Source organism: Nocardia sp. NPDC056541, from assembly GCF_042794235.1.
Taxonomy (GTDB): Bacteria; Actinomycetota; Actinomycetes; order Mycobacteriales; family Mycobacteriaceae; genus Nocardia.
Map to the genome: position 1 here is coordinate 285,115 of NZ_JBHTUD010000004.1, position 25,237 is coordinate 310,351.

General features: G+C 65.3%; 24 protein-coding genes. 6 read left to right on the plus strand and 18 right to left on the minus strand.

Annotated features, from left to right (window positions below; genetic code table 11):
* Positions 1-33: 33 nt before the first annotated feature.
* The gene (locus ACFQ9R_RS09090) at positions 34-474 is read right to left on the minus strand and encodes a group 1 truncated hemoglobin (RefSeq protein ID WP_378989825.1); all 441 of its coding nucleotides are present in this window, start codon (positions 472-474) and stop codon (positions 34-36) included.
* A 384-nt stretch (positions 475-858) separates the two neighbouring features.
* On the opposite strand from ACFQ9R_RS09090, the gene ACFQ9R_RS09095 reads away from it, so the two are divergent.
* Positions 859-2,064 carry a PucR family transcriptional regulator gene (locus tag ACFQ9R_RS09095; RefSeq protein ID WP_378989827.1) on the plus strand — a complete coding sequence of 402 codons (1,206 nt, stop codon included), beginning with the start codon at positions 859-861 and terminating at the stop codon, positions 2,062-2,064.
* Between the two features lie 375 nt (positions 2,065-2,439).
* Positions 2,440-2,703 carry a Sec-independent protein translocase subunit TatA gene (tatA, locus tag ACFQ9R_RS09100; protein WP_378990017.1) on the plus strand — a complete coding sequence of 88 codons (264 nt, stop codon included), beginning with the start codon at positions 2,440-2,442 and terminating at the stop codon, positions 2,701-2,703.
* A 123-nt stretch (positions 2,704-2,826) separates the two neighbouring features.
* Here tatA and ACFQ9R_RS09105 read toward each other — a convergent pair whose 3' ends face one another.
* The 4 genes from ACFQ9R_RS09105 to ACFQ9R_RS09120 form a co-directional block, all read right to left on the minus strand.
* Positions 2,827-4,008, minus strand: a complete 1,182-nt coding sequence (locus ACFQ9R_RS09105) for a PucR family transcriptional regulator (protein ID WP_378989828.1) — start codon at positions 4,006-4,008, stop codon at positions 2,827-2,829.
* 449 nt (positions 4,009-4,457) lie between these two features.
* Positions 4,458-6,035 carry a fatty-acid--CoA ligase FadD5 gene (gene fadD5 / locus ACFQ9R_RS09110; RefSeq protein ID WP_378989829.1) on the minus strand — a complete coding sequence of 526 codons (1,578 nt, stop codon included), beginning with the start codon at positions 6,033-6,035 and terminating at the stop codon, positions 4,458-4,460.
* Between the two features lie 28 nt (positions 6,036-6,063).
* The gene (locus ACFQ9R_RS09115; protein WP_378989830.1) at positions 6,064-6,870 is read right to left on the minus strand and encodes an enoyl-CoA hydratase-related protein; all 807 of its coding nucleotides are present in this window, start codon (positions 6,868-6,870) and stop codon (positions 6,064-6,066) included.
* Positions 6,867-7,853, minus strand: a complete 987-nt coding sequence (locus tag ACFQ9R_RS09120) for an NAD(P)H-dependent flavin oxidoreductase (RefSeq protein WP_378989831.1) — start codon at positions 7,851-7,853, stop codon at positions 6,867-6,869. Before ACFQ9R_RS09120 ends, ACFQ9R_RS09115 begins: the two co-directional genes overlap by 4 nt.
* Positions 7,854-8,085: 232 nt before the next feature.
* On the opposite strand from ACFQ9R_RS09120, the gene ACFQ9R_RS09125 reads away from it, so the two are divergent.
* Positions 8,086-8,340 carry a hypothetical protein gene (locus ACFQ9R_RS09125; protein WP_378989832.1) on the plus strand — a complete coding sequence of 85 codons (255 nt, stop codon included), beginning with the start codon at positions 8,086-8,088 and terminating at the stop codon, positions 8,338-8,340.
* Between the two features lie 74 nt (positions 8,341-8,414).
* The gene (locus ACFQ9R_RS09130) at positions 8,415-9,560 is read left to right on the plus strand and encodes an acyl-CoA dehydrogenase family protein (protein WP_378989833.1); all 1,146 of its coding nucleotides are present in this window, start codon (positions 8,415-8,417) and stop codon (positions 9,558-9,560) included.
* A 74-nt stretch (positions 9,561-9,634) separates the two neighbouring features.
* Here ACFQ9R_RS09130 and ACFQ9R_RS09135 read toward each other — a convergent pair whose 3' ends face one another.
* From ACFQ9R_RS09135 to ACFQ9R_RS09190, 12 genes are read right to left on the minus strand one after another with little or no spacing between them, the layout of a single operon-like run.
* On the minus strand, positions 9,635-10,924 hold the full coding sequence (locus ACFQ9R_RS09135; protein WP_378989834.1) for a TetR/AcrR family transcriptional regulator: 1,290 nt from the start codon (positions 10,922-10,924) through the stop codon (positions 9,635-9,637).
* Between the two features lie 40 nt (positions 10,925-10,964).
* On the minus strand, positions 10,965-11,567 hold the full coding sequence (locus ACFQ9R_RS09140) for a hypothetical protein (RefSeq protein ID WP_378989835.1): 603 nt from the start codon (positions 11,565-11,567) through the stop codon (positions 10,965-10,967).
* 15 nt (positions 11,568-11,582) lie between these two features.
* On the minus strand, positions 11,583-12,767 hold the full coding sequence (locus ACFQ9R_RS09145) for an MCE family protein (RefSeq protein WP_378989836.1): 1,185 nt from the start codon (positions 12,765-12,767) through the stop codon (positions 11,583-11,585).
* Positions 12,764-13,876, minus strand: a complete 1,113-nt coding sequence (locus ACFQ9R_RS09150) for an MCE family protein (protein WP_378989837.1) — start codon at positions 13,874-13,876, stop codon at positions 12,764-12,766. Before ACFQ9R_RS09150 ends, ACFQ9R_RS09145 begins: the two co-directional genes overlap by 4 nt.
* Positions 13,873-14,973, minus strand: coding sequence for an MCE family protein (locus ACFQ9R_RS09155; RefSeq protein WP_378989838.1), 1,101 nt, complete (start codon positions 14,971-14,973; stop codon positions 13,873-13,875). Before ACFQ9R_RS09155 ends, ACFQ9R_RS09150 begins: the two co-directional genes overlap by 4 nt.
* Positions 14,973-15,986 (minus strand): MlaD family protein, encoded by a 1,014-nt coding sequence (locus ACFQ9R_RS09160; protein WP_378989839.1) that lies wholly within the window; start codon positions 15,984-15,986, stop codon positions 14,973-14,975. The genes ACFQ9R_RS09155 and ACFQ9R_RS09160 overlap by 1 nt, the downstream gene beginning before the upstream one ends.
* Entirely contained in the window at positions 15,983-17,005 is a 1,023-nt protein-coding gene (locus ACFQ9R_RS09165; protein WP_378989840.1) for an MCE family protein, read from the minus strand. Before ACFQ9R_RS09165 ends, ACFQ9R_RS09160 begins: the two co-directional genes overlap by 4 nt.
* Complete coding sequence (locus tag ACFQ9R_RS09170; RefSeq protein WP_378989841.1) at positions 17,002-18,444, minus strand: MCE family protein; 1,443 nt, start codon at positions 18,442-18,444, stop codon at positions 17,002-17,004. The genes ACFQ9R_RS09165 and ACFQ9R_RS09170 overlap by 4 nt, the downstream gene beginning before the upstream one ends.
* Positions 18,445-18,453: 9 nt before the next feature.
* Positions 18,454-19,317 carry an ABC transporter permease gene (locus ACFQ9R_RS09175; protein WP_378989842.1) on the minus strand — a complete coding sequence of 288 codons (864 nt, stop codon included), beginning with the start codon at positions 19,315-19,317 and terminating at the stop codon, positions 18,454-18,456.
* A gap of 1 nt (position 19,318) precedes the next feature.
* Complete coding sequence (locus ACFQ9R_RS09180) at positions 19,319-20,170, minus strand: MlaE family ABC transporter permease (protein ID WP_378989843.1); 852 nt, start codon at positions 20,168-20,170, stop codon at positions 19,319-19,321.
* A 46-nt stretch (positions 20,171-20,216) separates the two neighbouring features.
* Entirely contained in the window at positions 20,217-20,402 is a 186-nt protein-coding gene (locus ACFQ9R_RS09185) for a hypothetical protein (protein ID WP_378630924.1), read from the minus strand.
* Positions 20,402-20,626: a hypothetical protein gene (locus ACFQ9R_RS09190; RefSeq protein ID WP_378989844.1), complete on the minus strand. Its 225-nt coding sequence runs from the start codon at positions 20,624-20,626 to the stop codon at positions 20,402-20,404. The genes ACFQ9R_RS09185 and ACFQ9R_RS09190 overlap by 1 nt, the downstream gene beginning before the upstream one ends.
* Before the next feature lie 582 nt (positions 20,627-21,208).
* Here ACFQ9R_RS09190 and ACFQ9R_RS09195 point away from each other — a divergent pair.
* Positions 21,209-22,372 carry a thiolase family protein gene (locus ACFQ9R_RS09195; RefSeq protein WP_378989845.1) on the plus strand — a complete coding sequence of 388 codons (1,164 nt, stop codon included), beginning with the start codon at positions 21,209-21,211 and terminating at the stop codon, positions 22,370-22,372.
* Positions 22,373-22,883: 511 nt separating this feature from the next.
* Positions 22,884-23,882, plus strand: a complete 999-nt coding sequence (locus ACFQ9R_RS09200; RefSeq protein WP_378989846.1) for an oxygenase MpaB family protein — start codon at positions 22,884-22,886, stop codon at positions 23,880-23,882.
* Between the two features lie 27 nt (positions 23,883-23,909).
* Here ACFQ9R_RS09200 and ACFQ9R_RS09205 read toward each other — a convergent pair whose 3' ends face one another.
* Complete coding sequence (locus ACFQ9R_RS09205; RefSeq protein ID WP_378989847.1) at positions 23,910-25,193, minus strand: MFS transporter; 1,284 nt, start codon at positions 25,191-25,193, stop codon at positions 23,910-23,912.
* Positions 25,194-25,237: the final 44 nt, after the last annotated feature.

The window sequence follows — 25,237 nt, forward strand, 5'->3', positions numbered from 1 at the left end:
CGGGTCGCGGCTTCTTCCGTGCGTCCGGTCTGTTCACGGCGGGGTGGGTGACTCCCGAGACGTGGCGATGTCACCCGCCAACGGTGCGACCGCGCCGATCACGTGGTCCGTGAGATCGCGATCGAGCCCGGCTGCGCTGAGCGCATCGGTGAGATGGCCTGCGACAAGGTTGAAATGGTCCACGGTGATGCCGCGGCCACGATGCACGGCTCGCATGGAAACGCCGACGTAGGGCACCGGTCCGCCGAGTAGTGCGGCGAAGAATTCGACCTGCCGACCCTTCGTTCGAGTGAGGTTGGTGCCGGCGAAGAACGGCGACAACCGCTCATCGGCGAGGATGCGTCGGTAGAGATCGTCGACGACCGTCTCCAGGGCGCCGCGACCGCCGATCCGCTCGTAGAGCGGCACGTTGTTGTGCGATGCATCGGGATCGTTGTCCGGCGCAGGGGTGCTGCGTCGATCCGGTTCGTCCATGGTGGGAGTCCTCGTTTCGCGAACATCACCGATGGGGTGGCCGGTGACAGTGCCTGAGGTGTTCGTCTTGCATGAATGGACAGTAACTTAGCTCTTTGGGGGTGGCCTGTCTCGGATTTGGCGCAGTCCGTTCGTGAAGTCCCGAGCGGCGGATTGTCCGGCAGCGTCCGGTCTACATGCAGTTCAGATAACCGAGTTGGTGCCGCTACCAGCACGTCGTCGCTCGGGCTGATGCGGTCGAGGCGCCGTCACTCGACGAATTCGGCCCTGGATCGAGCTGGAATAGGCATTAACATAACCTTGTGTTGGCGTCTTCGGCGTGCGAAACTACTTGCCAGCCATCGCTGCCGTGAGGCGACGTTGAACGCAGTGAGGAAGTCAAAGATGACTACCGACTATTCACCCAGAATCGATTCCGCGCGGCCCCGTGCGGCCACGGCCGAGTCCTCCATCAGAGTGCGGGCGCTCGCCGACGAGTTGGTCTCCCGAATGCTGGAGAGCATGGCTGCGCGCCTCGGCGGCGTCGACGGCGGTGCCCTGGCCGCCATTGATGTGCTACCGGGGACTGCCCTGGCCACACTGCCGGCCCGTAGACGCGGCGATACCGTTCGACACCGCACCGCCGGGCCGCCGCGAGCGCGTACCGAGGTGCCCGGCGAAGTGATCGATCAGGCGATCGGTCAGGGTTTCACAACGAGTTTGGAGCTGATCGCCTCGAGTGTGGTCGGCACCGACGAGCAGAAGCTCTCGGTCGTGCGCCAACTGGCGACCGAAATGCTGGACAGCGTGACGGCCGCGATATCACTCGCGTACACCGACCAGCTCGAGGTCGAGGTCGTCGAGGATCAACGGGCCAGGAACTCCTTGGCGGTTGCGTTGCTCGCCGGGCAGGATACGTCGACGGTGACGCGGTGCAGTGGTTTCGAGGTCGCCGAGAGCTATTCCGTGCTGGCGGTGCATTTTCCGTCCGGTAGCGACGACAGGCCCGACACATTCGTTACACAGATGGATGTCCGGCGAATGATTCGAAATATCCGGGCGGCCCTTGATCGTCATGGGTCGGTGCGCGCGCTGTCGCGGCTCGATGTGCGCGGTGGCATCATTCTTGTTCCGTCAGCAGAGGTCAGGGACCTCGACACGCTGTTGACCGTGCTCTCCGCGGCGGCCGGCGTCGATATGACCGCAACCTGCGCGGAGGCATCGCCGGCGAAAATTCCGGAAACCGTTGATCAGCTGTGCGAACTCCTGGATCTCGCACAAAGAATGCAGCGCCCGCCCGGTCTGTTCCGTTTCGCTGATCTGGCAGTCGAATTCCAGCTCACCAGACCGTCTGCTGTACGACGGCATCTCGATGCGATACTGAACCCGCTCGACGACCATCCGATTCTGATGGAAACCTTGTGCACGCACCTCGACAACAATCTGAATCGTCGCCGAACCTCGCGACAGCTCAGTGTTCATATGAACACCATCGATTACCGGCTGAAAAGTATCCGCAAACTGACGGGCTTCGATCCTTCGTCGGCCGATGGGCTCTGGTATCTGCAGTCGGCGCTGGTCGTGCGTAAAGCGAACTATCAGGACAAATAGAGCCGGCCGCAGTGCCATCCGTGGGGCGGATATTTCGGAGGGTCGTGGTACTCGGGCACGGGTCGCCACGCGGCGGTGCCATGTGCGCGGAGTTGATCAGCCGCCTGCGCACTGGATACGTGCAGGCGTTTGCCGGCCCCGGCATCGCCGATCATTGTCGCTGGTGGGAATGCTGCCAGGGGATGTATCGACGCGGCGGCCATGGCGTGCCGGCTGATAGATCTCGGAACAATGGCCGAGCGTGTAGGTGGCTTCGCCGGGTGTGGACAACACATTCGGGACCACGCCATCGTCGGCGCGGCGCCTGCGAGCGAACGGGGTAGTCGGCGTTGCCGCATCGGTTCCGAGTCCACCATGTCGATACAGGAGGTAAAGATGGGTCAGTTCAGCGTCTGGCATTGGTTGATAGTCGCGGCTGTGTTCGTGCTGTTCTTCGGTGCGAAGCGTATGCCGGATGCCGCCCGCGGGCTGGGGCGGTCGCTACGGATCTTCAAGAGCGAGGTGAGTCGAATGCAGTCCGAGGACGCGGATTCGGCGAAAGAGCGGTCGGCCCGGGAGAACGTTGGGCTGCCGGCACCGGAGCAGGCGTCGGCGACGCCTTCCGCCGAACCGGTGGCTCAGCCGACGAAAACGCTCTGAGCATTGTGTCGCAACCGAAGTGGGCGACTGTTCACTTCGGTACGCCGATGATGACGAGGGCGGCGATGACCAGAATGATCGTCTCGCTCCACCCGATGTTGCTGAACATCTACGGAGGCTCCGTCACTCTCTCGGGTTGTCTTCGCGGCAGTCCTGGGCGACCATCGCCGACCGCAACTGCCACAGATCCGATGCCCGCGCCGGGTTGAGTCCGGTGAGCCGGGCGATTCGGCGAAGTCGATAGTCAACGGTATTGGTGTGGATATCCATGATCCGCGCGGTCTGCGCCCGATTCAAGTTGTTGGCGATGTGTACCCGCAGTGTCTTCCGCAATTCGGGATATCTTTCCAACGGTGCCAATAATTCACCGAGCAGGGAAAGACCGAGTCCTTGCCGCGAAAGCTGGTACTCCAGTGCGAGTTGGCCGAATCGATAGAGGCCGGGTGCGCATTCGAGTCGCTCGACGACATCGAGCATCTCGTGTGCCGTTTTCGCCGCAGACGCGACGTCGGCGGCGGGCGCGGCGACCACAGCTGCGACGAGTTCGACCTGCGCCGCCCCCGCGAGCGCCTCGACCAGTGAATCGAGTTCGTCCTCGGCCACCGCCTCGGTCGGGATGAGAACGGTCCCACCGTCGATCGACAGCCGGGCCAAACCCTGCCCGTCGCTGTGCTGGGCCAGGGCTTTACGCACCCTGTGCAGGTAGTGCAAGGCAATTCCCGTGTCCGGGTTCGCGCGCATCGCGATGGCGAGCACCGAGTACGTGTCAGCGATAGGGATGCCGCATCTGCGGGCGGTGGCGGGTGTCCACTGTCCGGCCAGCAGGGCGGACGTGAGAGTCCGCTCGGCGTCCTGGCCGAACGTCGCTGCGCCGTGCTCGCCGAGGTACGCGTGGGTGACTGTCAGGCAGAGCTGATCGCTGATCGTCATGGCGATCTGGAATCCATCGATCACAGTCTCGCGAGTGCAATCCTGATATTGGGCGAACAACTGGCCGGCAACTATCCGTATGCCTTCATGGAAACCGCGCAGCACAAGGTCGATGGGTACGCTGTCGCACGCCAATCCGGCGGCGATTGTCGCGAGTTCTCCGAGTTCGTGCGTGATGTCGCATCCCTCCAGCATTCCTCGCGCGATCTCGAGGGCTATCCGGGTGATTGCTCCGATTGTCGATGCCATCGGCGTGCCGGGCGAAATATCGCACTGCGCCACATTGTCGATGAAATGGGAGACGAGTTGATCGGTCAGCGATGCCACATCGTGCAGCGATGGCCGCCGTTCGGCACTGTCGGATGGGATTGTCATCGTTGGTATCCCTTTCCACGCCGACCAGGCGCCGGGATGGGAACCGCTCTGCTCGTCGCATCGCCGTTCGGCTCAGTGGTGAGTAGTGCTGCAGCACGATACTGATGCCGGGCACGAAGTCGGCTGGATAGAGCGGGGCAATAGATGTATCGGTGAGCAAATAGTCGGGCCGTATCAGGCAGGCGGGTCCGCACGAGCGAACCGGCTACGTCGGCGGTCGCTCGTGCGGGTGCATCATGTTCCGAACAAGCGATGCGGAATGAACAGTAACATCATTCAACGCGATGGCTCTATTGTGTGAATACACAGTGGAAATCCGACACTAATTCACGCAAATAATTGGAAATTCATTGTGGTCGAGTCGGCGACCGTCCGGGGGCTCATCGAGATCGGCGGTGGTCTCCTCGGAGGAGACCACCGCCGCAACCCGCAACGGAGTCGTAGCTACCTCAGCTGGTGACCACGGGTGTCAAGCCTGTCGAACCGTGCAGTTTGCGCAGCTCGTGCTTGACGACCTTGCCGCCCGCGTTGCGCGGCAGGGCGTCGACCACCACGAGGTCCTTCGGGTGCTTGTAGCGGGCGAGATGGGTGTTGAGATGCGGTTCCAGGTCGGCGAGACTGATGCCGCCGTCGTCCTCCACCGCCACGATCGCGACCGGGACCTCGCCCCATTTGTCGTCGACGCGGCCGATCACCGCCGCCTCTCTGATCCGTGGGTGCGCGAACAGCACGTTCTCCACCTCGGCGCAGTAGATGTTCTCGCCGCCGGAGATGATCATGTCCTTCTTGCGGTCGACGACGTAGACGAAGCCTTCCTCGTCGAGGCGCACGAGATCACCGGAGTGGAACCAGCCGCCCGCGAACGCGTCGGCGGTCGCGCGCGGGTTGTTCCAGTACTCGCGCATCAAAGTCGGTCCGCGATAGACGATTTCGCCGATCTCACCCTGGGCGACATCGTTCATCTCGTCGTCGACGACTCGGGTGGCGATGGTGGGAATCGGCTTGCCGACAGAGCCGAGCTTGCGGATCGCGTCCTCGCCGTCGAGGACGCAGGTGATCGGCGACATCTCGGTCTGCCCGAAGACCGCCACATTGAGCGCGTTCGGGAAGGTCTGCGCCATGGCCTGCAGCACGGTGTCGGAGGCCGGAGCCGCGCCCCAGCTGATCACTCGCAGCCGCAGATCACGCTGTGCGACAGTCGGATCGGCGCACACCACCTGCCACTGGGCGGGCACCAGGAACACCGAGGTCGCGCGCTCGCTCTCCCAGGCATCGAGCACCTCGGCCGCATCGAACGCCTTGAGCGGATGGATCACCGTCAACGCACCGAGTACGAAACACGATGCGATGCTGCCCAAGCCGGCGATGTGGAACAGCGGCGACGCGCAGAAGGCGATGTCGTCGGAGCTGTAGCGCATGGCGCGGATACAGGTGAGCGCCTGCGAGCTCATGTTCAGGTGGGTCAGGACCGCGCCCTTGGGGTTTCCGGTGGTGCCGGAGGTGTACATGATGAGAGCTGCGGTGTCCTCGGCGATGTCGCGCGGCTCGTGCGGTTCGCCGGTCTCGGCGATGAGGTCCTCGTAGCCGAGGACACCGTCGCCGGTCGGTGCGCCGACCACGATGTGAGTACGCAGATCGGGGGACTGGGCGCTCACCGCCGTGGCCAGCGGGGCGAGCACCGCGTCGGTGATGATCACCGCGGCGCCGCTGTCGGCGACCAGGAAGGCGATCTCGGGCGGAGTGAGCCGGAAATTCACTGGCACCGCGATAGCGCCCAGAGTGTTGATCGCGAATACCGATTCGAGGTACTCGATGTTGTTGAGCATCAAGATCATCACGCGGTCGCCGGCCTTGACGCCACGGCGATCGAGCGCGTCGGACAACCGTTCCACCCGCCAGTGCAGTTCACCCCAGCTGGTGGTCTTGCCGAGGTAGCGCAAGGCGGGAGCGTCCGGGATGGTGGTGGCATGGATCGCGATCTGGTTCATCCAGTGATTGCGGCGCGAGCGCAGGGGTTCTGTGGACATCGTCGTCTCCTCGAAGGCGCGGGAAGGGTTAGGCCGGTTCGGCGATCGGATGCACGGCGCCGGTGAAGTTCGGCGCGCGACGGGTCAGCATCGCGGTCATTCCTTCGAGGAAGTCCGCGGAGGTCAGCAGCTCGATCTGTCCGTCCTTCTCCCGCGTGAGCGCGGCGTCGAGTTCGGTCAGCGTCGCTGCGTTGATGGCAGCTTTCGTCAGTTGCAGCGCGCGGCGAGGACCCGCCACGAGTTGGGCGGCGACGGCGTCGATCTGAGCGTCGAGTTCGGCGGCGGGTACACACCGGGTGATCAAGCCCGCCGCAGCGGCGTCGGCGGCGGGCAATCGGGCGCCGAGCAGCGCCATTTCCGCGGCCCTGGCACGACCCATGGCCGCGGCGACGACCGCGGTTGCTCCGCCGTCGGGCATCAGTCCGATCGAGGTGAACGGCAGCAGCAGGTAGGCGCTGTCGGCCGCGTACACGAGATCGGCGGCCAGTGCGATCGACGCGCCGACGCCGGCGGCCGGCCCGTTGACCCGCGCGATGACGGGAAGCGGCGAGGCGATGATCGCGCGGATCAGCGCGTTGGCGGTGTCCATCACGACCTGCGGTGAGGCCTCGTTGCCGCCCGCGGCCGCGGCTGCGGCCAGGTCGGCGCCGGTGCAGAACGCCTTGCCCGCGCCGGTCAGCACGATCACCCGAACCGAAGGCCGAGCCGGGGCAGCGCTGACGAGATCGCCCAGTTCGGTCATCGCCTCGAGATCGATCGCGTTCAGCCGTGCTTGGCGGTCGATCGTCAGGCGCAGGACGCCGCCTTCTTCCTCGACCAGAATGCTCTCGCTCATCGGGCCACCGTTTCGACGATCGACTGTGCCAGACGTCCCGCGATGAGGGACTCGGCCTCGCGCACGATCCGCGCCACCAGATCCGCGCAGGTGGGGATGTCGTGGATCAAGCCCTGGCACTGGCCGACGCTCCAGATGCCCGCGTCGAGGTCACCGTCCTCGTAGACCTTGCGGCCGCGCGCGCCCGCGACGAGTTCGCGGACATCGTCGAACGTGCCACCGCCACGCTCGATCTCGACGACCTGGCGGCTGACGGCGTTGTCGGCGACCCGGGCGGTGTTGTTCAAGGTCCGGAAGATCAGCTTGGTGTCGAGCTCGGTGTTGGCGACGATCTGTTCCTTGACCACGTGTGCGATGGGCGATTCGACCGTGCACAGGAACCTGGTACCCATATTGACGCCGTCGGCGCCGAGCGCCATCGCGGCGACCAACCCGCGAGCATCGGCGATGCCGCCGGAGGCGATCATCGGGATCTCGATCTCGCGCGCGGCGGCGGGAATCAGGACCAAGCCCGGTGTGTCGTTCTCGCCGGGATGACCGGCGCATTCGAAGCCGTCGATACTCACCGCGTCGACGCCGACCTGCTGGGCCTTGAGCGCATGCTTGACGCTGGTGCACTTGTGCAGCACCTTGATGCCCGCGTCTTTGAGGTAGGGCAGGTGGGTCGCCGGGTTGCCGCCGGCGATCTCGACGATCGGGACGCCCCCGTCGATGATCGCCTGGCGGTACTCCGCGTAGGGCGGCGGCGTGATCGAAGGCAGGATCGTCAGATTCACACCGAACGGTTTGTCGGTGAGATCCCTGGTCCGAGCGATTTCCTCGCGCAGTGCCTGCGGGGTCGGCTGGGTCAGGCCGGTGATGATGCCGAGTCCACCGGCCTCTGAGACCGCGGCCGCGAGTTCGGCACGGCCGACCCACATCATCCCGCCCTGCACGATGGGGTGCTCGACACCGAATGCCTCGGTGAATCGGGTGCGCAGCATTGAGCCTCTCTCCGCTCGGGAGTTCTGCGCCGGTTGCGGGGAACCCATGGCCTCTTTGCATCCGGCGAGAATCATGATTAACTTATTGAGAATGGGTGTTAACTTATCCGAGCTGGAGTGTTCCTGTCAACGAACTCGGCCCAAGCGCGAGAATCGCTGGGCCCACCCTGGCCGATCCGGTGGTCGGGGGTGCGTCGACGGGGCGATCCGATTCCTTCGAAAGAAGTCGCCGATGGCTGAATCCCTTGTCACAGAGGCTGTTGACAAGCAGTTTCTCGAGACCCACCGTCCCGTTGCCAGTGCGGTTCGCGGCCGTCGGCCGGTCGGCGATGCCGCCGTGGCCGCCGTGGCCGCACCGGGCTGGGTGGGAATCGGCGCCGAGGGCGGAAAGGTCGCTGTGCGGCGATGGGCGAAACATCTGATCGTCAACATCGACGAATCCCGCGCAACGCGGGCGAGGCACCCCAGCGCGTGTTCTGCGGCCTGATGATGGCCGACCACGTGGCGTCAACGCGCCGGTAACTGATCCTCAATCCAACGAAACAAGGGAGAACAATCACTATGGGCGTCGAATTCAGCCCGGAACAGCAGGATTTCGCGGCAGCGGTCGCCGCGTTCGCCAAGCGTGAGGCGGGCACCCGGGAAAAGCGTGACGCGCTCACCGACCATGATGCCGAGCAGCACAACGCCGATGTCTACGGCAAGATGGCCGAACTGGGCTGGCTCGGCCTGACGGTGCCCGAGGAGTACGGCGGCTCCGACGCCACGATGGTCGACATGTGCATCCTGCTCGAGGAGAGCCTGCGCGGCATGCTGCCGATCGGTGCGATCGGGCCGACCCTCATCACCGGTGGTGCCTACGCGAAGTTCGGTACCGAGGCACAGAAGGACGTGGTCCTGCGCGGCATCGTTCGTGGTGCGTCGCAGTCGATTTCGATGTCGGAACCGGAGGCGGGCTCCGACGTCGGCAACATCACCGCCAAAGCGGAGAAGACCAACGACGGCTGGCTGATCAACGGTCAGAAGACCTGGTGCTCCAACGCGCACATCTCGGAGAACATCCTGCTGGTGGTGCGCACCGATCGCAGTGGCGGCAAGCACGAGGGACTCACCATGTTCCATGTGCCCGCCAACACGCCGGGGCTCAAGATCAGCCCGATCGAGCTGATGGGCAACCAGAAGGAGACCAACGACCTGTACTTCACCGATTGCCTGCTCCCCGAGGACGCGGTGGTCGGCGAGGTGGGCAACGGCTGGCGTCAGCTGATGACCGGGCTGAACTTCGAACGGCTCATTCTGGCCGCGATGAGCCTCGGCGCTGCCGAGCGTGCCTTCGAGGACACGCTGCAGTTCATCAGTGAGCGCAAGCAGTTCGGCAGGCCGATCGGTTCCTTCCAGGCGCTGCGGCACCGCGTGGCCGACCTCGCGACCGAGATCGAATGCACCAAACTGCTGGTCTACAGCGTGGCTGCCGCGGTCGACGCCAACCCGACCAAGACCTTCGCGCGCGAAGCATCGATGGCCAAGCTCAAGGCCACCGAGACGTCCAAGCAGGTCGCGCTGGCCGGGATGCAGATGATGGGTGGCTACGGCTACGCCCGGGAGTTCGACATGGAAAAGCATGTCCGTGGCGCCCTTGTCTCCACGATCTTCGGCGGTACGAGCGAGATCCAGCGCGACATCATCGGTAAGACGTTCGGTCTCTGACACGGAGGGGAAAGGGGCGTCCGACCGGTCACGGTCGGACGCCCCTGTCGATTGCGGCGCGAGTCGCTCGCTGCCTACCGTGGCAGGGGCTGACCGAGCAGAATGGTCTCCAGCAAACGGATCACCGTCTCCTGCGGACTGATTCCATGGTCACCGAAGGTGCGCCCGAGGTCGACCACGAGGCTGAAGGCCGCGTGCACGAGGATCCGGGCCTCGCCGATGGACAGGTCCGGCCTCGCTTCCACCACCAACTTCGCCCATTCGGTGATGATCAGCTGCTGGAGATGGCGCAGGGTCACCTGATCGGGTTGGTCTACATGACTGAACTCGGCGTAGTAGACGAAGGTCAGCGCGCGCTCGGCGAACGAGCCGGAGACATAGAGCTCGATCAGTGTGCCGAGTGCTTCGGCCGGAGTGTCCGCGGCGGCTGTCGCGGGCGCGATCGCTCCCGATACCCGGTCGGCGGCGCGCCGGAACGCGGCTACCAACAGGTCGCTCTTGCTGCGGTAGTAGCGGTACACCGCCGATGCGGCCGACAGATCCGCGGCGGCGGCGATGTCTTCCATGCTGACATTCGGATAGCCGCGCTCGTGGAACAGCTCGACAGCCTTGCCCAGCAGCAGATCATGTTTGAACGGCTGCGGTTGCTCGCCCCTCGAACCGGCAGTCTTCGTGCTGTCGTGTCCGCTGAGATCAGCGTCGATCAACGTCCAGCTGGTCGCATGGAGCAGCCGGGCGAGGGCCTTCACCGGAATGGTGGCGTGGTGGTCGCCGATGCTGCTCGCCACGGCAAAGATCGAGACTGCGCGAACCGCCCGGTCTCGACCGTCCAACTCGGGTCGTACCTCGCCGATCAGCTTGCGCAGCGTGGCGATCGCCGCGGCGAATTGATCGGTGAACTCCTGAAGATCGGCCGGCTCGAGATAGCGGCGCTCCCAGCGAGCCAGCGCCACGGTCGGCCGATTGGCGATGGTCAAGCCGATGATGGCGTCGAGCACATGATCGACGCGCCGGCGCGGCTCCCAGTCGGCGGCCTCGGCGGGCAACTCGACCGCGCCGACAGCGATCCCGGACAATCGCAGAAGTTCCTCCCGGAACAGTGCGTATTTGCTCGGAAAGTGCCGATACAGCGCGGTGGAACTGATGTCGAGGCGCCGTGCGATGTCGTCCATGCTGACACCGTGGTATCCGTGCGCGCCGAAGGCGGCGGCCGATTCTGCCGCGATCTGGGCACGACGATTCTTCGGCCTGCGCCTGACTTGGCGAGTCGGCGCATCCGCGGGGGATTCGTCTGCCTGGCTGCTCGTCGTCTTACCCTTTGTTCCGCGCGGGGACAGTGAGTTCCCGATGATCTTGCCTGTCATGCTATCGCCTGGCGGCGTGAGGTCGATCCGCCGGACCGCGTCATGGGGCGGGAGGCGAGGTCAACGGGGAGTTCACCTTCTCGACGAGCCAGCGGCCGTCGTCATTGTGCAGGTTGAACACCATCGATAGCTGACTCGGCTTGGGCTTGTGCTCGGTACCCAGGCTCGAGATGGTCGTTCCGATCACCACGATCGCCTCAGCGGAGTTCTCGTCGCCGGAGCGCAGCGCGCACTGGGTATCGGTCACCTTCGAGATGACCTCACCCTGGGTGAGGGCGTCGCGCAGCTCGGTGCTGGTGGATTCGAACTGTTTCTTCCAGTCACCCGTCGCGCCCGCGAGGACAGCCTTGAAGTAGGTGTCGAGGCTCTTGCTGTCATAGTCGGCCAAGGCCGGCGCGTAGTGGCACGCGGCCTCGCGGGCCTGCTGTTGGGCCGCGAGGAGATCGGTGCTGTTCTTGTTCTCCACGAACAGGAACACCGAGGTCGCCACCGAGGCGCCGAGGACGATCGCGGTGGCACCGCGCAGGCCGAGAGTTCTGCGGTCCATCGCCCACCACTTGGCCTCGGTGGCCGTCTTCGCATCGACTGTGTCCGCGAGCCCTTCCGATGGTGCTGTGCTGGTAGATGTTTCGTCGCTGGTCATTGCTTTTCGTGCTCCTTATCTTGGTGCGGGCACCGAGGGCTGGGACAGTTCGTCACCGGTCACACCGGGCGGCGGTCCCGCACCGTTGTCGGGACCGGCGGGTCGTGGTGCGTTCGCCGACCCACGGACCTGCAGCGCTGGGTTGTCGGTGACGCAGTAGTTGTAGAGGCGCACCCTGGTATCGGCGGTGGCCTGTGTCGGCAGGATCGGAACAGTGTCGTAGTCGCAGGTCGGTCGCGGCCACGGATCGACGAGGGTGAAGAAGGCGTTGTCGTGGGCGGGGATCCCGACCGCCTCGGAGAAGCGGCTCAAGGTGGGAAACAGCAGCTCGATCGCGGGTTGGCGCAATTTGGCCGCCCGGGTGATCGCCACGAAGTTCGTCACCAGGTCCGTGATCGGGTCGTGGGTGCGGGAGATGAAGCCCCCGAGCGTCGCCAGCTGACCCGGCCCCTCTTGGAGCAGATGCCGCAATTCGGCGTCGGCGGCGGAGAACTGCTGGAACAGGGCGCTACCCGCGTTGGTGAGGGTGCCGAGGTCGGGTTGCGCGTGCGCGGTCGTCGCGGCGATGACTTCCAGATTGCGCAGCAGTTGCTCGGTCTGCGGGAGCAGATCGGTGAGCCCTGCCATCGCACGACTGATCCCGGAGATCATGTTGCGCAAGCCGTCCGGTCCGCCCGCGAGCGCTTTGTCGAGTTCGTTGACGATGACATTGAGGCGGTCGGGGTTCAATCCGCCGACCAGGCCCGTCATGTTCGCCAGAACCGACTGCACCTGCACGGGCACGGCGGTGTCCGCCCGGGTGATGACGGAGCCGTCGCGCAGAAAGGGTCCGGTGTCGGTATCGGGGCGGAAATCCAGGTACTGCTCGCCCGCGGCCGACAATCGGGCGACGGCGACTGTGCCGCCGACCGGAATCCGGGTGCCCTCCTCGATCTCGGCTACCGCCGCGACCCCGTCGCCGGCGACCCGCACGTCATCGACCCGGCCGACCCGAACGCCGCGGAATGTCACGTCGCTGCCCGCGGTGAGCCCACCCGAGATGGCCAGTTCGACGGTGACAACGTAGCGCGAACTCGTCGGGTCGATCCGCAGCACGGCGCCGCCCAGGTAGAGGCTGCCCAGCACCAGGACGACGACCAGACCGGCATTGGCTACCGCGATGCGACGGCGAACCAGCCACTCCCACAACGGTGAATTCATCGGGGCCCCTCGTGGGTCGGCTGCTGCGGTGTGCTGGTGAGGCGGCCGGTCACCTTGGCGATCACGTCGGTGATGCTGCCGAGGAACGCCGGCACATCGGTGCCGTCGGGCCAGCGGCTGCCGGCCGGATCGGTGATCGCACCGATATCGAGGTAGGACAGGATCGCTCCGACCGCCAGGGTCGGCCCCTGCATGCTGTCCATCACCGAGGGATAGACGCTGTGGAAGCCCTCGAGCGTGCCGGTGAGGTCATCGCCCATCTGCGCGAACCCGGACATCAGATTCTGGATGCTCTGGAACAGGCTGACGAACTGCGGCCCGTTCGTGGCGCTGAAGTCGCCGAGGGCGTCCATCGTCACGGCCACCTTGTTGATCAGCTCGACGATGGCCTGGTTGTTCTCGGCGAACAGCCCGATCAATTGCGGGAAGCTGTCGGCCGCGGCGCCGAGTTCGGCTTTGCGCCGCGCCAATTCGCCGGTCAGTACCGACAACCCGGCGAGCGTCGCGTCGAGGTCGCCGGTGCGTGCGTTGAGCGCGCTGATGACCGAGGTCATCTCCCCGATCAGGTGCTGCAATTGGGGCGCCTTGCCCGCGAAGATGGAATTGAGCTCGGAGGTGACCTTGGCTGCCTGATTGAGTCCGCCGCCGTTGATCAGCATCGACACCGACATCATCAACTGCTCGACCGAGGCGGCCGATGCGGTGTGCTCGGCGCCGATGGTCGCGCCCGCACGCAGCGGTGGCCCGGCGGCCTCGGCACTGGGCAGGGTCATGGCGACGAAGATGTCACCGAGGGGTGTCGCCTGGCGCAGCTCCACGGTGGTGCCCTGCGGCAGCTGGATGTCGGTGCGGATCAGCATCTCGACATCGGCGAGGAACGCGGTCGTCGAAATTCCGGTGACGACACCGATATCGGTGCCGCCGATCTTGACGTGGGCGCGATCGGGCAGATTGAGCGCGTCGCGGAATGTGGCGTGCAGGGTATAGCCGGGCCCGCCGATGCCCGGTTCGGGCATCGGCAGTTCGGCCACGGTCATCGAGCAGCCGCTGCTCGATGCGGCCACGGCGGCGGCGCAGAAGGCCGCGGCCAACGTGGTGCGCAGAGTCATTTCGTCAGTCCCAACAGCGCGGCGGTCAGCCCGAAGTCCGGGCCCATATCGGAAATCTTGCCGGTGCGGCAACCGTCCAGCCGCATCTGCACGCGCTCGCAGAACAGCGAGACCACCTCGCTGTCGAGCACGATCTTGTCGAGCAGACCGTGCAGGCGCAGCGCCTGGTGTTCCCGGCTGATCGCATTGTCGAAGTTCTGGAACATCAGCGGACCGACGTCGATGATCTCGGTCAGATTGCGGGCATTGGCTCGCATCTGGGCGGCGATCGCGACGAACTTGGTGAGCGCGCCCGCGAGCTGATCCTGATTCTGGCCGACCACCGAGGAGGTATTGGTGATGAAGTCGTCGAGCTGGGTCAGCACCGCCTGCAGGCCGGGGGACTGCTGCCCGAACAACGCGACCAATTCGGTGATGCGACCGCTGAAATCGCGGACGGTTTGATCGTTGTCGGCGACGATCTGGGTGATCTCACCGAGTTCGATGATGGTGTTGGCGATCTGATCCTTGTTGGCGAAAGTCAGCTCGAAGGCCGCCGACAGTTGGTCGAGCGTTTCGCGCAGCCGGTCGCCGTTGCCGTCGAGCAGTGGGAAGAGCACCCGGCTCGCCATGGGCCCGCTCTGGCTGTCGCCCTTGAGCGCCTCGCCCAGCTGATCGAAGTTGGCCAGGATCCGGTCCAGCTCGACCGGTGTCCTGGTGCGCTCCAGCGGAAGATGCGCGCCGTCGGCCAGCTCGGGTCCTGAGCCGGTATAGGCCGGGGCCAGCTCGACATGGCGGTTGGTGATCAGCTGCGGCGACACCAGCGCCGCCATCGCTTCGGCGGGAATGCGCACGTCGCGGTCGACCGACATCACCACCTCGACGTAGCTGCCGCGCGGTGTCACCGAATCGACGACTCCGACCGGCACCCCGAGTACCGAGACCTCGTTGCCCGCATACAGTCCGGCCACGTTCTCGAAGTCGGCGCTGATGCGTTTCTGCTCGCCGAGCACCTGGTTACCCAGTCCGGTCAGGCTGTCGGGCAGCAGGGCGCAGCCCGAGGCGAGGGTCGCGGCCAAGCAGAGCGCCGCCAGCTTGCTCGTGCGTTCGGTCCTCATCAGTTGCACCCCTGTACGGCCTGTGCGAAGCACAGCCAGTTGTCCGGAAGGATCCACGGTGCCCAGATCTCGCCGTAGGGACCGTTGCCGAGCAGATTGTTGAACTGGCGCAACGTGACCGGGGCGTACTCGTAGATCCGGTCCAGGTTCTCCTTGTTCTTGGTCAGGCCGTCGGCCATCGTGTTGAGGTTGGCGATCAGCGGTCCGAGTTCACCGTTGTTCTCGATGCCCATGTCCTGCAGCAGCCTCGACATGTCGGCGACGTTGTCGAGCAGCTGGGTGAGTAGGGTCTGGCGCTGCTGCACCGCCGCCCCGATCGCTTCGCCCCTGGTGAGCAGCACCAACACACTGTTGCGGTTGTCCGAGACCAGCTGGGAGACCTGGTCCATGCTCTTCAGCAGTGTGTCGACCTCGTCGCGCCTGCTGTTGATGACCTGGGCGAGTGAGCCGATGCTGTCGAGGGCCTGCACCGCCATGGCGGGTGAATCGCCCAGCTGGGCGCTGAACACATCGAGCGCGGTGCGCAGTTTGTTCGGGTCGATCCGTTCGATCCGCTCGAACGAGGAGGTGTATTTCGGGTCCTGGATAACCTTGCTCAGGTTGTACGGCACCTCGGTGCTGTCGAGCCGGATCCGGTTGTCGGGGAGCTCTTTTCCGTCACCGGGCCGCAGCACGATGTGCAGCCTGCCGAGGATGGTCGACATCTTGATCGCCGCGTGGGCGTTGGCGCCGAGGCGGATGTCCTTGCGGATCCGCAGTGCCACCTCCACCCGATCGTTGACCAGTTTCACCGCCTGGACCTCACCGACCTCGATGCCGGAGACATCGACCGTCGCGCCGGGCCGAAGGCCCGCGGCCTGGGCGAACTCGGCGTGCACGGTCTTGTCGCCGAGCTGGACCTGGTTGAGCAGATTCGAACCGCCGAGCAACACCAGCACCGCGAGGGCCGCGATCAGGCCGAGCCGCAGGTGCCGGTTGTGCCGCAGAAATGCTGGAACGCGTGGTTTGATCATCGGCACACTTCCGATTGTGAGGTGCCGCCGACCTGGGAGAACAAGCCCTCGGGCAGGAGAACGCCCCACAGGGAGACGTCGAGGCGGCAGATGTAGGCATTGCCGTAGGTCCCGTATTGGGTGAACCTGGCGACGCCGTTGAGGAAGTCCGGGAATTCGACCGCAGCGCGATCGAGCGCGGCGCCGTTGTAGAGCAGCATCATCACGCCTGTGGTCGCGTTGCGTTGGGCGTCGGCCAAGCCGGGCTTGACCTGTTCGATGAGCGAGACCAACCCGTTCGTCGCTCCCGCCACCCGTTCGACCGAACTCTTCAACGATTCGCCCTCGGTGTAGAGCCCTTCCATCAAACTGCGAGTCTGCGTGATCAGGGTCTCCAGCTCATCGCTGCGGTTGGCCAGACCGGCCATTACCGAGCTGAGATTGCTCAGCACGTCGCCGATGATCTGATCGCGTTCACCGAAGGTGCTGGCCAACTGGGCGGCCTGGGTGATCAGCGCGGCCAGCGACACCTCGTTGCCTTGCAGTGCCTGGATGAGGGTTTCCGACAGCGAATTGATCTGGTCGGGTTGCAGCACACTGAACAGCGGCTCGAATCCGGACAGCAGCGCCGAGACATCGAACGACGGCTCGGTCCGCTCGAGCGGGATCTGTGAACCGGCGGGGACAACGGTGCCCTCGCCGGTGCCCGGCGCCAGGGCCAGGTAGCGCTGACCGATCAGATTCTGGTATCGCACCAGGGCTTTGGTGGTGTCGGTCAGGTGCTGGCGCGACTCGATCTGGAAGTCGACCTTTGCGATGTAGTTATCGGTGAAGTCGATCTTGTCGATCCGGCCGACCCGTACACCCGCCATCCGGACGTCGTCGCCGATGCGCAATCCGAGGACATCGGTGAAGACCGCCGAGTAGCTCGTCGTATTGCCGGGGACACTGCGTTGCAGGGTCGACCAGATCGTATAGGTGAGCAACGTCGCCAGTACGGCGAAGAAGCTGAACCCGAGGAGCGCTTTGGTGGATTTCACTGTTGGACACCACCTTCGGTGTCGGGGACGATGGGAATGTTGCCCAGGATCGACCCGAGCAGCAGCAGCTGGCTGAACGTCGGTGTACCGCCGACCAGCGCCGACACCGCGGCGATGCCGCTCAGCCGAGGCTGCGCCGCCGGGGTGGCGGCGGGCGCGGGATCGTGGGATGCGGCGGGCGCGGTGATCCCCGGGATGGCGGGCAGACCCGGAATGGCGGGCAGACCCGGAATCGTCGGCAGGCCGGGCACCGTCGGCACGGTGATGCTCGGTAGCGCGGGCAGACCGGGAATCGGCAGTACCGGTGCCGGTCCGGCGGACTCGAGCCGCTTCGGCAGCATCTGTGCCGGATACTCCTGCGGCGGTGCGACTTCGGGCACGGACGGTCCGCCGCATCGGGGCCCGGCCATCGCACCGTAGTGCGGGCAGTCCTTCGCGGTGTATTGCTGGAAGGGTGTGAACGTCACGTCCATGCGCCAGGTCATCTGTTTGCGCGGGCCGAAGTTGAACACCTGCTGCAACCTGCGGAACGACGTGTTGAGGTTGGCCGCCGTCGACTGGAGCGCGCTGGGATCCTTGGCGATGCCACCGAGCAGCTGGTCCAGGCCGGAGACCAATTCCTTGCCCGAATCGGGATTCGCGGCGAACAGGGCGTTGACCGATTCGATGGTGGAATTGCCCTGGGTGAGCAGCTCCACCAACTGGGTGCGGTGCTCGTTGAGCGTGCGCGCAGAGGTCACCGAATCGGCCAGCACGCCGACCAGCTCCGGTGCCGACTGGCTCAGTGCCGTTGCCGCCTGACCGAAATTGCCGAGCAGGTGGCCGATTTCGGGGATCTGGTGGACTGTGGTGAGCCAGGTATCCAGGCGCTCCACCGTGGAACCCGGCACGCGGCTGCTCGGGTCGAGCGCAGCGGACAGGGTGGCCAGCACCCGGCCGAGCTTCTCGGGCTGGATGGTGGCGAGCACATCGCGCAGTGTGTTGAGTGTGGACTGCAGCGCAATCGTGGCGGCGCTGGTGTCCTCGCGGATGGTCGCGCCCTCGCGCAGCCCCTCGGCGGTCCCCCCGTTGTCCACGAGCTGGAGCGAGGAGACGCCGAAGATGTTGTCGGGTACGACGCGCACGGTGACCGTGTTCGGAATCGTCTGCGCGAGGCCAGGTTTCAGCTCCAGCGTGGCGTACTGGCGTTCGCCCTTGGCGACCATCTCCACCGAGCCGACCGCGCCGACCAGCATGCCGCGGTACTTCACGTCGGCACGCTGGGGTAGCCCGTCGCCGGTGCTGGTGAGGTCGGCGCCGACCACCACCGTGTCCTCGAACTCGCCGTTGTAGCGCAGTGCGAGCAGATACAGAGCGACCGCGAACGCGGTGATCACCGCCAGTCCCGCGAGCGTGAGCTGCAGGGGTTTGGGGCCGCGGCCGCTGAGATCGAGAATCATTCGATCGACCTATCCCGAGATCCGGAATCCGGGGTCGATGCCCCAGATCGCAAGGGTGAGAAACAGATTGGTGAAGACCATGACGACGATGACCATCTTGATGGCCCGGCCCGCCGCGACCCCGACGCCTTCGGGGCCCCCGGAGGCGACAAAGCCGTAGTAGCACTGGATGAACGCCGCGATGAGGACGAACACCACTACTTTGAAGATCGAATAGAACACGTCCCCGCCCAGCAGGAACTGGAAGAAGTAGTGGTCGTAGGTGCCCGCGGTGGTACCGCCCAGGAACAGCACCGACAGTTTGGTCGCGATGTAGGCGACTGCGAGGCCGAGTGTGTAGAGGGGAATGATGGTGATCGTCGCCGCGATCATCCGGGTGGTCACCAGATAGGGCAGTGGCCGGATCGCGATGGACTCCAGGGCGTCGATCTCCTCGGAGATCCGCATCGAGCCGAGCTGCGCGGTGAATCGGCAGCCGGACTGGATGGCGAAGGCCAGCGTGCCCAGGATCGGCGCGATCTCACGGGTGGTGGCGAAGCCGGAGATGGCCCCGGTCAGCGGTCCCATGGTGAGCAGGTTCAACGCGGTGTAGGACTCGACTCCGACGGTGATGCCGCCGAACGCGCACAGCACGATGACCACGCCGACGGTGCCACCGCCGACGATGAGCGAGCCGTTGCCCCAGCCGACGTCGGCGACCAAGCGGGCTACTTCCTTGCGGTAGTGACGCAGGGTGAACGGGATGGCGATCAGGGCCTGGAAGAACACGATGGCCTGGTGGCCGAGGCGCTGATTGGCTTGGACAGGGATCTTGGCTGTCGCGCTGATCGCGCGGACCGGCCGCAGTGCGGGCGGGACATACTCGGCGGCCATCTCACACCACCTTCGCGGGGAAGAAGCTGTTGTACAGCTGGGTCACGATGATGTTGGTGGCGAACAGCATCAGGGCGGAGGTGACCACCGCCGAGTTCACCGAGTTCGCGACACCACCGGGACCGCCCTTGGTGTGTAGTCCGATATCGCAGGCGATGATCGCGGTGAGCGCACCGAAGATCGCCGCCTTGAACAGCGCGACCATCAGGTCGTTCGCCACCGCGAACGAGGCGAACGAGCTGATGAACGATCCCGGCGTGCCCTGCTGGGCATAGACATTGAACAAGTAGGCGGTGGCGAAGCCGACGAACACGATGAACCCGCACAGCAGCATGCTCACCAGTACCGCGGCGGCCAGTCGCGGGGCGACCAGCCGGCGCACCGGGTCGACGCCCATCACCTTCATCGCGTCGATCTCCTCCCTGATCGTGCGGGAGCCCAGATCGGCGCAGATGGCCGAGCCGACCGCGCCCGCGATCATCAGGGAGGTGACCAGCGGTGCGCCCTGGCGGATGATGCCGAGTCCGGCGACCGCACCGATGAAGGTGGTGGCGCCGACTTGGTTGACCAGCGCGCCGACCTGGATCGAGACGACCACCGCGACCGGAATCGCGACGAACACGGTCGGCAACGCCGAGACGTTGGCCATGAAGGCGCACTGTTTGATGAACTCCTGGAACGGAAAGCGCCGTTGCACGAGAGAGAGAAACAACTGCGCGATCGTTGCCCGACCGAGGAGGACCTGCCTGCCGAGAGTCTCGAGCGACTGCTGAGGATGCCGTCGCCAGAGCCCGGTGGCGCTGTCGATGAGCCGTCCGATCTCGGACGGTTCGGTGGCCGGTTGCGGCGTCACGCTGCACCGATCCTTTCTTGCTGCGGGGGATTGTGTTCCCGGCTGCTCAGAGCGAGCTCAGCCAGTGTTCGAGGAGGACGACGAGTGCGCCGACGGCCGCCAGACACAAGGCGATGACGCAGAGCAGCGCGATCCACATGCCCACTCGGAGAACAGGATTGACCTGTGTCCGCCCGCCGAGGATCTTGACGATGATCACGATGATGTCGATGACCCATACCAGCGCCATCATCAGGTCATCGTCACATTCGCGAAGACGAGTACGGGCCAGCACACGATCGATCCGAGGAACGAGACGATCAGGTCGGCCCCATGGAGGTCACGCAGATGACTGGTGTGGGTGAGCGTCCAGATGACCCCGACCAGTCCGTACGGGATGCCGATGATGATGAGCGTGCCGAGAAATTCGGACACCTTCATCTCATAGCTGAGAAACCTGTCCAGCCGTCGCAACATGGTGGTACCGGTGTCCTTCCTCGGGACCTTGGACGACGTCAGGCCTGCCGGCCGCCGTCGTTGGCGGTGCGATGTTGTTGTCGAGCGTTCTTTGGGGGTGGACCCGAAGGGTGATCGCCGTCCCCTGAGTCATGCAAGAAGTGTGGAGGCTTCCAGAGCTCGGGAGGTCGACCACCGAAGATCAAGTTACTACCCATTCTCATCGCTGTGATGAGAATTACCGGTAACATATCTCATAGATTCGGGATTGCCTATAGGGCACCGAATCGAGTGCTGTCGCAGGTTGCGCCCGCGGCATCCTGCTCGCCGGTCGTCTACTGGCGGGTTGGCGCGGGTCCTTGCGAGCGGAGGGGGCATCGCATCGGCATCGGACGCCGCTGAGGGGTGCGTTCCGGTGCCGATGCGACCCGCGCATCATGCCCCCAACTCGTGATGCTGCGGAATGAAGAGTAACATAGATGTGCTACACAAAGGCTAAATCACTGGCTATATGGCTATTTATCGATGGCCCATGGTAAGAATCGTAGTTAACTTACTTGATTGATGTCGTCGTGTGCTCGGCGACCGTGCAGGAGGTTCAAGATGTCAGCTGTCATCGTCGATGTGGTTCGTACGCCGTCGGGTCGAGGTAAGTCCGGCGGAGGACTGTCGTCGGTGCATCCGGCCACCCTGCTGGCCGGTGTGCTGGCAGAGTTGGTCGCGCGCACCGGGATCGATCCGGCCCTCGTCGACGACGTGATCGGCGGCTGTGTCACCCAGAGCGGTGAACAGGCCAACAACATCAGCAGGACCGCGGTGCTGGCGGCGGGCTTCCCGGAATCGGTGCCTGCCACCACGGTTGACCGACAGTGCGGTTCGAGTCAGCAAGCCGTGCATTTCGCCGCCCAGGGTGTGCTCGCCGGCGCGTACGACGTGGCGATCGCCTGTGGCGTCGAGTCGATGAGCCGCACGCCGATGTTCTCCAACACTCAGGGCAAGGACTCGCTGCGTGGCCCGCTCGCCGCTCGCTATCCGGCCGGCCTGATCGGGCAGGGGATCGCGGCCGAGATCATCGCGGCCCGTTGGAAACTGGACCGTGCGGTCCTCGACGAGTTCGCGGCCCGCTCGCATCGGCTGGCCGCCGCCACCGCGGCATCCGGCGGGTTTGATGCCGAGCTCGTTGCCGCTGGAGAACTCGTCGCCGACGAGACGATACGCACCGGGACGACTGTCGAAGGGTTGGCGGGTCTGCGCCCAGCCTTCACCGATCCCGCTCTCCTGGACCGGTTTCCGGAGATCAACTGGTCGGTGACCGCTGGCAACTCCTCGCCGCTCACCGACGGTGCGTCGGCGGCGCTCATCATGAGCGAGGCGATGGCGGCGAAGCTGGGGTTGACCCCCCGCGCCCGCTTCCACTCCTTCGCCGTTGTCGGCGACGATCCGACGCTCATGCTCACCGCCGTGGTTCCCGCGACGCGCAAGGCGCTCGACCGGGTCTCACTCACCGTGGACGACATCGATGCCTTCGAGGTGAACGAGGCGTTCGCGCCGGTCCCGCTCGTGTGGCAACACGAGCTCGGCGCCGACCCGGCCAGGGTCAATCCGCGTGGCGGCGCGATCGCGCTCGGGCACCCGCTCGGCGCTTCCGGGACCCGCTTGCTCGCGACGATGGTCAACCATCTCGAACAGACCGGCGGTCGCTACGGTCTCCAGACCATGTGCGAGGCAGGCGGATTGGCCAACGCTACGATCATCGAACGCCTCTGAGTCTGCGCGGTGAACGCCCCCGCTGGACGCGATGTGCGGTCGGCGGGGGCGTCGAACTGATTGCCGGTACCGCCGCGGTTCGCGAGGTTCCGCGACTCGATGACGGGCGAGCAGTCGGTCGACGGCGTCGTGCGAAGGATGGGGCGCAAGACTCGCGGCAGTGGGAGCAAAGGGCCTGGACGTCCCACGCCGCGAGCCTTGCGCTCCGGGAGCGAACTCCCGGAATGCCACCTATCGGCGGCAGTCGTGTCCACCTGGCGCCGCAGTGCATGCCCGCTCCGTAGCGACTGGTGAATGCGCATCAACTTAGTTATCGAAAGCTGCGGTGTCAATCCTTTGCAAGCCCTATTTTGAGGCCGCCTTCCTCTCTGTTCAATCGAGGAATAGTCAGTAACATAGAGGGTGTGCCGAGGTACCCTTGGCGCCGAACCGCGTTCGCGAGGTGCGTCGGGCTGCTGTGCATCGCCTCGGCTACTCGGTGCGCGCGGCACATCTCTGGGAAAGGATGACGATGAGCACGGCAACCAGGCCTGGCGACCCCGATTACGTCGACCCGCACAGTGATTCCTACGTCGACGAAGGGGCCGGACCCGCGTGGCGTCGGTCGGCCACCCCAGCGGTGGAATCCGCCGCGACGGAGCATGCGCTGACTCTCGACCGGGTTCGCCTCCATATTCCCGACACCCACCGGTCCCCACGCAAACGGCCCGCCCAGCTGGCCGATGCCTTGGACTTCTGGATGTTCGCGGGCGCGGCCGCGAACGTGGCGATGCAGTTCGCACACCAGGGGGTCGCGGCGGGTGTGATGGAGAGTCCGGTCGAATCCGGTGCGCTCATGGTGCATCCGTGGAAACGGCTGCGGACCACCTCCGCCTACCTCGCGGTGGCCGTTCTCGGCACCGACGAGGACAAGTCGGCCATGCGCGAAGCGGTCAATGTCGCGCACCGCCAGGTCAGATCGCGGCCGGATTCGAAGGTGAAGTACAACGCCTTCGACCGGAACCTGCAGATGTATGTGGCCGCGGCGATCTACATCGGCTTCGAGGACACGCACCAACTGCTGTGCGGCAAGATGACCGACGACGAACTCGAGGCGTTCTACCAGGGCGCCGACACCTTCGGCACCACGCTCCAGGTACACCCCGACATGTGGCCCAAGACGCGGGCCGAGTTCGACGAGTACTGGCTCGAGGCGTGCAAGCAGGTGGTGTGCGATGACGAATTCCGCGCCTACATCGACGATCTGCTGCACCTGCGGATGATTCACTGGTCCATCCGGGTGATGTTCGGCAGCCTCCTGCAATTCCTGACCGCGGGCTTTCTGCCGCCGCATTTCCGCGAGCAGATGGCGATCGAGTGGAGCGCCGCGGATCAGCGCAGATTCGAGCACCTGTTCCAGTTCGTCGGCTTCGTCAACCGCTTCATCCCGAAGTTCATCAGGTTCGCCGGCACCAACGCGATGATGCGCGACGTGCGCAGCCGCATCAAACGGCAGAAGTCGCTCATCTGACCGAACGGAAGCGCGAAAGGTGCGGGCTCATCTGATTCGGGAGCCGGTGGTGCCGAGGGCGGCGGCGGTGAGACAGGCGAGGGCGGCGGTGATCCACAGGGGAGTGTAGGAGCCGTTGAGGTCGCGGATCAGGCCGCCCGTGAGGGCCATCGCGCCGGCGCCGAGTTGGTGGAAGACGCTGATCCAGCCGAACGTCAGGGCGCTGTCGGCGCCGAAGTAGTGCCGGCACAGGGTCAGTGTCGGTGGCACCGTCGCGACGTCGAGGACGCCGAACACCACAGCGAAGACGACGAGGTCGGGGGACCACCCGCTGGTGAACAGGATGGGGAGGAGAGCGAGGGACACACCACGACCGAGAAAGAATACGGCGAGAAGCAGTCGCGGTTCGATCCGGTCGGTGAGCCAGCCCGCGGAGACAGTGCCGAGGATGTTGGCGACGCCGATGATCGCCAGCAGGCCCGACGCGGCCGTGGCGGCCATGCCGTGATCGTGTGCGGCAGGGGTGAAGTGACTCCACATCAGGCCGTTCGTGGTCGCCCCGCACAGTGCGAACATCGAGGCCAGCACCCAGAACCGGGTGTCGCGCGAGGCGCGGAGCAGGGCGGTGATCGTGCGGGCGAACGGGTTGACGCGGCGATCGGTGTCGGCAGGCTCGGTGTCGGGGTTCGCCCCGTAGCGGACCGCGCCGATCGCGGCGGGGCTCTCGCGCAGGAAGAGCAGGACGCCGAGCAGGGCCGCCGTCGCGACAGCTCCGCAGGCGAGAACAGGCGCGCGCCAGTCGGCTCGCTCGAGCAACACGGACAGCAGGGGCAGCATCGCAAACTGACCGAATACGCTTGCCGCGGTAAGTAATCCGGTAGCAAGACCGATCTTGCGGTAGAACCAGCGATTCGCCACGGTCGCGGCGAACACCGTCGTGATCGACCCGGTCCCGACCCCGATGGCGAAACCGAACCACAGCACGAACCAGAAGACCGACGGAGTCCAGATCGCGGTGAGGACCGAACTCGCGATCAGCGCGAGCAGTGCGTACGACGTCACCCGGCGGATGCCGTAGCGGTCCATCATGGCCGCGGCGAACGGCCCGACCACCCCGTAGAGCACCATGTTCACCGCCACCGCGGCGCCGATTCCGGTGCGACTCCACCCCTTCGTCTCGACCAGCGGTTCGGTGATCAGCCCCGCGATCGTGGCGAAACTCCCCGCCGCGACGAGCGCGAGGGCCGCCACGGCCACGATCGTCCACGCGGGATGAAAACGGGGCGCCCGCCGGATCGCGCGCTGCTCGATATCGACTGCGGAAATACCCACCGGAATCCTTCGCGTTGGCTCGACGTCCTTACTCTCGTTTCTAG